The 7,899-nt window shown below is 61.4% G+C and carries 11 protein-coding genes; 8 read left to right on the top strand and 3 right to left on the bottom strand.

Features of this window, described 5'->3' with window-relative positions:
• The 7 genes from EN994_RS10250 to pqqE all read left to right on the top strand — a co-directional run bounded on the left by EN994_RS10250 (position 1) and on the right by pqqE (position 5,425).
• Positions 1–483: a c-type cytochrome, methanol metabolism-related gene (locus tag EN994_RS10250; protein ID WP_127307516.1), complete on the top strand. Its 483-nt coding sequence runs from the start codon at positions 1–3 to the stop codon at positions 481–483.
• Positions 455–1,348: a quinoprotein dehydrogenase-associated putative ABC transporter substrate-binding protein gene (locus EN994_RS10245; protein WP_013532072.1), complete on the top strand. Its 894-nt coding sequence runs from the start codon at positions 455–457 to the stop codon at positions 1,346–1,348. Before EN994_RS10250 ends, EN994_RS10245 begins: the two co-directional genes overlap by 29 nt.
• The gene (locus EN994_RS10240) at positions 1,345–1,905 is read left to right on the top strand and encodes a PQQ-dependent catabolism-associated CXXCW motif protein (RefSeq protein ID WP_027162625.1); all 561 of its coding nucleotides are present in this window, start codon (positions 1,345–1,347) and stop codon (positions 1,903–1,905) included. The genes EN994_RS10245 and EN994_RS10240 overlap by 4 nt, the downstream gene beginning before the upstream one ends.
• Positions 1,906–2,320: 415 nt before the next feature.
• Positions 2,321–3,259 (top strand): pyrroloquinoline quinone biosynthesis protein PqqB, encoded by a 939-nt coding sequence (pqqB, locus tag EN994_RS10230; protein ID WP_063167844.1) that lies wholly within the window; start codon positions 2,321–2,323, stop codon positions 3,257–3,259.
• Positions 3,256–4,014 (top strand): pyrroloquinoline-quinone synthase PqqC, encoded by a 759-nt coding sequence (gene pqqC, locus EN994_RS10225; protein ID WP_063167843.1) that lies wholly within the window; start codon positions 3,256–3,258, stop codon positions 4,012–4,014. The genes pqqB and pqqC overlap by 4 nt, the downstream gene beginning before the upstream one ends.
• On the top strand, positions 4,011–4,307 hold the full coding sequence (gene pqqD, locus EN994_RS10220) for a pyrroloquinoline quinone biosynthesis peptide chaperone PqqD (protein WP_024504366.1): 297 nt from the start codon (positions 4,011–4,013) through the stop codon (positions 4,305–4,307). The genes pqqC and pqqD overlap by 4 nt, the downstream gene beginning before the upstream one ends.
• Positions 4,304–5,425, top strand: coding sequence for a pyrroloquinoline quinone biosynthesis protein PqqE (gene pqqE / locus EN994_RS10215; protein WP_063167842.1), 1,122 nt, complete (start codon positions 4,304–4,306; stop codon positions 5,423–5,425). Before pqqD ends, pqqE begins: the two co-directional genes overlap by 4 nt.
• 19 nt (positions 5,426–5,444) lie before the next feature.
• On the opposite strand, the gene EN994_RS10210 is transcribed toward pqqE, so the two are convergent.
• A complete protein-coding gene (locus tag EN994_RS10210; RefSeq protein WP_245465364.1) occupies positions 5,445–5,942 on the bottom strand; it encodes a hypothetical protein in 498 nt (165 codons plus the stop codon).
• A gap of 112 nt (positions 5,943–6,054) precedes the next feature.
• The gene (locus tag EN994_RS10205) at positions 6,055–6,576 is read right to left on the bottom strand and encodes a hypothetical protein (RefSeq protein WP_013532080.1); all 522 of its coding nucleotides are present in this window, start codon (positions 6,574–6,576) and stop codon (positions 6,055–6,057) included.
• A 164-nt stretch (positions 6,577–6,740) separates the two neighbouring features.
• On the opposite strand from EN994_RS10205, the gene EN994_RS10200 reads away from it, so the two are divergent.
• Positions 6,741–7,100 (top strand): hypothetical protein, encoded by a 360-nt coding sequence (locus EN994_RS10200; RefSeq protein ID WP_013532081.1) that lies wholly within the window; start codon positions 6,741–6,743, stop codon positions 7,098–7,100.
• Between the two features lie 14 nt (positions 7,101–7,114).
• Here the strand turns inward: EN994_RS10200 and EN994_RS10195 are convergent.
• The coding region (locus EN994_RS10195; protein WP_164745858.1) for a DUF3592 domain-containing protein at positions 7,115–7,899 on the bottom strand (785 nt) is incomplete at its 5' end.

Genomic DNA, 7,899 nt, shown 5'->3' with positions numbered 1-7,899 from the left:
CTGCCTCTGGCAAGCTGGAGCCTCGCCCGGGCCGACGACAGCATGGAAAAAGCCAAGGCGGAAAAGGAAGAAGGCGGCGAGTATTTGGATGCGGATGGAAATCCGACCTACAAGATCGAAAACGGAACCGTCGATTGGTACACGTTCAGCGGCTACCGCCGGTATCATTCCGATTGCCATGTCTGCCACGGACAGGACGCGACAGGTTCGAGCTATGCGCCGGCTTTGGTCAACAGCTTGAAAACCATGGATTACGCCACATTCCTCTCGATCGTCGCCGAAGGCCGCAAGAATGTCGGCGGCGGCAAGGAAAACGTCATGCCTGCCTTTGGCGACAACAAGAACGTCTATTGCTACCTGGACGATCTCTACGTCTATCTGCGCGCGCGCGCGGATGGCGCGGCGCCCCGCGGAAGGCCGCCCAAGCACGAAGACAAGGCCCAGGCGGCGAAGGATGCCGAAGCATCCTGCATGGGTGGATGACATGATCGGCCGCGATGCATTGAAGCTGCGCGTCGTTCTGCCGATCCTCGGCACACTCGCCTTGCTGCCGTCGAACGCGCATGCGCAAAGCGCCGGCCTTGGCGCGGCGGGAGAACTGGTCGACCCTGACATTCTGCGCGTCTGCGCCGATCCCTCGAATATGCCCTTCACCGACAAGAGCGGCGAAGGCTTCGAAAACAAGCTGGCCGAACTGGTTGCCGCGAAAACCGGGCGCAAGTCCGTCTCCTACACCTGGTTTCCCACGATCACCGGCTTCGTGCGCAATACGTTGGGGGCCAACCGATGCGACATCATCATGGGCTATGCCCAAGGCGATGAGCTGGTGCAGAACACCAACGCCTACTATCGCTCCGCCTATGTGCTGGTGCATCCGAAAAGCCACGATATGGAAGGCGTGGAAACGATCGAGGATCCCAGACTCACAGGCAAAACGATCGGCGTCGTTGAAAGCACGCCGCCAACCGCCAACATGGCCGCCAACAAGCTTCTGCGGACCGCCAAGATCTATCCGCTTGCGGTGGATACGCGCGTCACCCCATCAATGGGGGAGGTCATGATCAAGGACATGCTGGCACACAAGATCGATGCGGCGGTGCTGTGGGGACCGATGGCAGGTTACTACGCCAAGGAACTCGGAGCTGATGTGACGATCGTTCCACTGGTGAAGGAAAAAACCGGCTCGCGCATGTCTTACCGCATCACCATGGGCGTACGTCCGTCGGACCAGGAATGGAAGCGGACGCTCAACCGGGTGATCAGGGAAAACCAGGCGGAGATCACCAGGATCCTGCTGAGCTACAACGTGCCGCTGATCGACGAACACGACAACCTGATTACCCAATGAATGGAAGGGAGACTATTTTCGTGCTGGTCGCCGCGAGCCTTCTGGGTCTGGCCGAGCCGACATGGGCTGGCGACATCGCCGAACCCAGCGGTTTCCGGATGGACGACTATCGGGCGCCGGTGCCGCGGACGCTGCAAGGCGCGAGGGTGGTGACGACGGTGGAAGCGGAAGCGCTGTGGCGAGCGAAAAAGGCGATCTTCTTCGACGTGATGCCGGACACGCCCAAACCGGCCAATTTGCCGGCAGGGACGATATGGAGAGACAAGGTCAGAAAGGACATTCCAGGCAGCATATGGCTGGCCAATGTGGGATACGGCGCTATTTCGCAGGAGACCGCCAGCTATTTTCGCCAAGGCCTCGCGGCCAAGGCCGGGACGGACAAGTCGCGCACGGTTCTGTTCTACTGCATGACGAATTGCTGGATGTCGTGGAATGCGGCGAAACGGGCCGTCCAGTGGGGCTACAGTTCAGTGATCTGGTATCCGCTCGGCGCCGATGGATGGGAAGATGCAAACCTTCCACTGGAGGAGAAAAAACCCTACGCAACGAACAATTGAAATAAGGACTGCAATTATTCTCGATAGTTTGTTTTCAATTTTTCAAAACCTATTGTTTCATTTGTCCATTTTGAAACTTGATGGACGAGCCATTGCGTCGGTGCCCTGCAATGGTTGGCTAACGACAGGATCGGTCCCTTCGGGCTGGTATAAGAGGAGAAATGTCATGAAGAAGAACTGGAAAAAACCGACCATGTGTCAGGTTGCCGCTGGCTTCGAAATTTCACGGTATCTGCCTGCTGAAATTACTCCCAAGAAGTAGGCCGCAGAGGTGCGCGTCCCTGGCGACAGGGGCGCGCATCCCCTCGCCGCATGGGATTTCCGTGAAAGATTTTGACGCACGCAAAGCGCGCGGACTGTCGTTTGTGACTGCAAATTGCCTGCAGGTCAGAGAAGCCGGCGCGCGGGCATTTTCATGCATTTGAGGATAATCGGATCGGCGGCGGGCGGCGGCTTTCCGCAATGGAACTGCAACTACCGTCTCAGTCGTGCGGCTCGCAACGGCATGGCAAGCGTGCATCCACGAACCCAGTCAAGTGTCGCCGCCTCGGCGGACGGGTTGGGCTGGGTTCTTTTCAATGCCTCGCCCGACATTCGCCAGCAAATCGCTGCAACACCTGAATTACAGCCTGCGGGCGATGCGCCGCTGCGCTCGACACCTATTCGCGCTGTGGTGCTGACCAATGCCGACGTCGATCATATCGCCGGACTGCTCAGCCTGCGCGAGCGGCAGCCTTTCGCCATCTATGCAACGGCGCAGGTTCTGGCGACGCTGGAGGCGAATTCGATTTTCAACGTTCTCGATCCAGCGCTTGTGCCGCGGCGCATCCTGCCGCCGGCGAAAGAGTTGGCCATCTGCGACGCAGAAGGCCGCGATACCGGCGTAATGATCGAGCCCTTTGCCGTGCCCGGGAAGATAGCACTCTATCTGGAGGATAGAGACCATCCGGATGCCAATTTCAGCTCCGACGCAGGTGACACGATCGGAGTCCGAATTGCCGGCATCGGCAGCCGCGGCTCCGTCTTCTATATCCCAGGCTGCGCGCGCATCGATGCGCGGCTGCGCGCGCGTCTCACCGATGCCGCCTGTCTTTTGTTCGACGGCACGGTCTACACCGACGACGAGATGATCGTCGCCGGCGTCGGTCAGAAAACCGGCTCGCGCATGGGGCATCTGGCGATCTCGGGAGAATTGGGTTCGATTGCGGGCTTGGCCGATGTGAAGGTCGGCCGTCGCGTCTTCGTCCACATCAACAACACCAACCCCATCCTAGACGAGAATTCCGCCGAGCACGCGGCGGTCAAGGCGGCAGGCTGGGAAATCGCAAACGACGGTATGGAGATGGAATTTTGAGCGACTTCCGCGATGCAGCCAAAGGCGGACTCTCCACGAGCGCTCTCGAAGCCGTATTGAGGCAGGTTGGCGCCGAGCGCTATCACAATCGTCATCCCTTTCACCACAGGATGACCAGCGGCGCGTTGTCGAAGGCCGAGATGAAGGCTTGGGCGCTGAACCGCTATTGCTATCAGGCGGTCATCCCACGCAAGGATGCCATGATACTCGTACATGCCGAGGATCCAGCGTTTCGTGCCGCGTGGCGCAAGCGGATCGAGGATCATGACGGCGAGGACGGCTGGAGCGGCGGCATCGCGCGCTGGCTGTATCTGGCAACTTCACTCGGCCTGGACGCCGAGGCCGTGAAGAGCGAAAGGCTGGCACTGCCGGCGACACGCTTCGCGGTGGGCGCTTACCTTTCCTTTTGCACAAACCGGACGCTGTTCGAGGCGGTCGCGTCCTCGCTGACCGAGATGTTTTCGCCACTCATCATCGGCGAGCGGGTGCCGGCAATGCTGGCCAAATACGACTACATCACCGAGGATACGCTTGCCTATTTCAAGCAACGGCCCGAACAGGCCTCGCGTGACGCCGACTTCGCCCTTGCCTACGTGCTCAGCCACGCCGATACGGCGGAGCGCCAGCAGCAGGCAATCGATGCACTGGTGTTCAAATGCGATATACTCTGGGCCATGCTTGACGCGCTTCAACACGCCTATGGCGAGCGGGGAAACATACCGCCCGGCGCCTTCCAGCCCGAGGCAGCCCTATGACGGCGCTGCGCGAAAGAGCTGTGGTGTCGTTGCGATCGGTACCTTCGCTGCCGAAGCACGTGCGCATACAATACGATCCCTTGCGGCAGGCATTCGCCGTGCTTTCACCGGAAAAGATATTCTGGCCGAACGATGTCAGTCTCGACATATTGCGACGCTGCGATGGACGGTCCACGGTCGGCGACATCATTGCCGGCCTTGCCGCCGATTATGAGGCCGAACAGGAGGCCGTGGCGACCGACGTCATCGCCTTCCTGCAGGAATGGTCGGACAAGCTGCTGGTGAGGCTATGAGCACGCCCCTCCTCCCTCCAATCGGCATGCTGGCGGAACTGACGCATCGCTGCCCGCTGCAATGCCCTTATTGCTCCAATCCGCTCGAACTGCTCAAGGCCAATCGCGAACTCGACACAGAGACCTGGCTCGCCCTGTTCTCGGAGGCCGCCGATCTCGGAGTGCTCCAGGTGCATCTGTCCGGTGGCGAGCCGACACTGCGCCGCGACCTCGAGCAATTGATCGCCGGGCTTGCGGGGCGCGGCGTCTACACCAATCTGATTACCGCGGGCGTTGGCATCGTCGAGGGCCGTGTCGAGGCATTTGCCGAAGCCGGTCTAGACCATCTGCAACTGAGCTTTCAGGGCGCGCGGCCGGCGACCACGGATCGCATCGGCAACCACAAGGGTGCCCACGAAAAGAAGCTGGAGACGGCACGCCGCGCGCGCGCGGCCGGTCTGCCTCTAACCATCAACGCGCCGATCCATCGCCATAACATCGAGGAGGTGCCGGAATTCATCGATCTCGCCCTTTCGTTGGGCGCGGAGAGGCTCGAGATCGCCAATGTGCAATATGCCGGCTGGGCGTTAACCAATCGCGATCAACTGATGCCGGAGCGTGAAGCGGTCGATAGGCAGGCGGAGATCGTCGCGGAGGCACAGGAGCGGTTGGCCGGCATCATCAACATCGATTTTGTGACGCCGGACTATTTCGCGATCTATCCCAAGCCGTGCATGGGCGGCTGGGCGCGGGACGCCTTCATGGTGACGCCTGACGGCACCGTACTGCCCTGCCATGCCGCACAGACGATCCCGTCGCTCAGCTTCGAGCGTTTCGAACCACGCAGGCTGTCCTCGATCTGGGCCGATTCCCCGGCGTTCAATGCCTTTCGCGGTACGGACTGGATGCAGGAGCCATGCCGCGGCTGTGAGCGGCGCGAGATCGACTGGGGCGGCTGCCGCTGCCAGGCGATGGCGATCGCCGGCGATGCCGCTGCAACGGACCCGGCTTGCGCGAAATCGCCGATCCATGCTCGCATGGCAATGCTGATCGACGAAGCCAAGCGCATTGCCACAGTTCCTTCGAGAGAAGAAGCATTCGTCTACCGGCGGATCGGTGCGGTGACCGAATCCGCCTGACCTGGCGAGAAAGCGCTTCTCACCCCCTCGGCAAGACGCGTAGCGTCTGCTCGTCAAACAATGGCTCGTCCTGGCCGATGCGCACAAAAAGCAGGCTGTACCCCTCACCCGCGGGCACCTCGAAATACTGCATGCCGTCAGGCATTTCACCCCAGTCGCCGCAGGGCGGTTCGGGAATCTCGTCGGAGCTGGCAAGTGCTTTCAGCTCTTTCGCATAGGCGGCGTCGGGGCTGAATGTGTAGCGTTTGACGCCGGCGGGTACCGTGCCCTCGGTGTAAGGCGCCAGCACACAGCGGGCGCTGACGGCCTTGTCGGTCTTTTCCAGGAACAGGCGCTGCAACGCAGCCTCGGCGGTTTCGCCAGGCTTGATGTCAAAGACCTCGACAAGAGGGTCAGCCGCGCCGCCGTCGCTGTATTTGATGGCGAGCGCTTTGCCGGCGAATTCGAAATGGATCTGGCGGAAGCCGAAATCGCAGCGCTGCGTCCAGGCGGCCAGCCCGACAGTTTTGTCAGACAATTTTTCCCAGGCGCATTTGTCGATGGGCGGGCGCGACGGCGCCGGCTCGTCCGCCATGGCTGGTATCGTCGCGGATGCAAGCAGGGCACTGGCCCAGATGGTCGATCGCACGCTATTCATCGCTGCATCCTGTTAAAATGAAGGCGTCCCAGGCCGAACCGCCTGGATTGGCATTGGCGAAATCGGCTCCTTCGGTGAAAGCCACGCCGAAACCGGGCAAGAGCAGCCCTCTCGGCGCCGGTGTCGCTTCGCGCGAATTCAACTGCTCGGCGCCGCCGCCGGTCAAGGCATAGACCTGGCCCTCCCATAGCCTGCACAATCCGCTACCGTCCTGCAGGCCGCCTTCCCGGTCGTCGTCGGTGCAGGCGTGGCGAATGGTGCCGAGCGGGAAGGAATTCTTGCCGTTGGTCCAGGTGATGTCGGCGGGCAGGCTCGTGCCGGCTTTGGGCACGGCCAGCGAAAACACTTCGGCCGTCAGCGCCGCCGGCTCGTTGGCGAGCGGCCGGAATTGCACGACGGCACCCGAGCGCGGCTCCTGATAGGTGGCGTGACTCAGGAGGCATTCTTTTGCCAAGGCCGCCTGCATCGGGCCGAGCAGGCCCAGGAGGAAAAAGGCCAGTATGCGGGTGATCATCCAATGTCTCTGGGAAAGCGTTGAGTCGGCCCGCACAGTCGCATCATCCGCGCAAAAGCATAGCAAAATCCGGAACGGCGGCGTTTGTCCGCTCCTGGACAAAACTTGTCCACGCAAAATCCCACCAGCCTGTATGGTCGAGCGCACTGATCGAAGGAGTGGTGATGCGGCGTTTGGTGATGACGACGGCAATATCCGCATTCGCCGGTGGCTCCGCGCTGGCGGCGCCGCCTTATGTTGGGACATGGTCTAGCGACAGGCTGAACTGCCACGCGGCTCCCGACATCCAACGCGAGACTGTGTTCACAGTGGACCAGGCGTCGCTGTCGTTCCCCGATCTCGGCTGCGAGCAGGCGACATTTCGCAAAAGCTCGACCGGTTGGGTGGTGCATGCCAGCCAATGCTACGGTTCCGACCCGTCGATCGAGGAGCCGTTCGCGCGTGTCATCCATATCGTCAGGCATGGGGCCACGCTGCGGTTCACCTGGCCTGGCTTCGACAGCGGACCGCTCGTCCGCTGTTGAAGGCGTCCGGCGCCTCAGACCAGGCCGACCAGAAAGGCGGCGCCACCGAGAAAGCCTGCCGAGCAGATCCATAACAGCCAGAGCCCCCGTACCCGGCATTCCAGCACCGCCGAGCCGGGGTTGGCGGGGTCATAGTGGACGTCGACCTTGCTGCCTTCGACATACTGCCGTGCCTGGCCGCCGACGAGGCCGGGCAACGAAGCCGTCACGGTTCCGCCGAAGGTCACACGATCGGCGCTGTAGCGCTGGCCGGCGACGTCATAGGAGTAGACGATGCGGGATTTGAAGACGGTGCGCCAGCGACCATGGCCAGAATGGTTTCGGAGCGCCTGCAGGCCCGAGTTATCGATGCGGCCGGCAGTGACCGGCCATTTTGCCGCCTGCTCGGCCAGCGATCTCTGGACGAAGCCCATGCGCAAGGCAAACAGGCCCATGAACAGCAGCAGCGCTCCCGCGCCGAGGTTTTGCGGCTTGGGCAAATGCGGCCTGATCGCCTCCAGGACGCCGCCGACGGAAAACACCAGCACAAGCGCGCCGACCACCAGCCCGGCCGAGAGCTGGATCATGAACTTGAAGGCGCCTTCGGGCATGGTGCGCTCGATCACGGCTTTGCTCGGATCGGCCGGATTGTAGAAGACAGTCACCTCCGCGCCGCGGGGAAACTGGGCAAGGGTTTCGGTGACTTCGAAATTCCCCAAATTCTCCTTCACGCTGTAGCGCGAGCTTTGAAATTTCTTGCCGCCGACCTTGTATTCGAAGGTGATCGCCGGAAAATTGCGCATTTCGGTCGTATCAGTGC

The organism is Mesorhizobium sp. M7A.F.Ca.CA.002.09.1.1 (genome assembly GCF_003998555.1).
GTDB classification, from domain to species: Bacteria; Pseudomonadota; Alphaproteobacteria; order Rhizobiales; family Rhizobiaceae; genus Mesorhizobium; species Mesorhizobium ciceri.
Note: the sequence above shows the minus strand (reverse complement) of the source record. Positions and strands in the feature narration are given on the sequence as shown.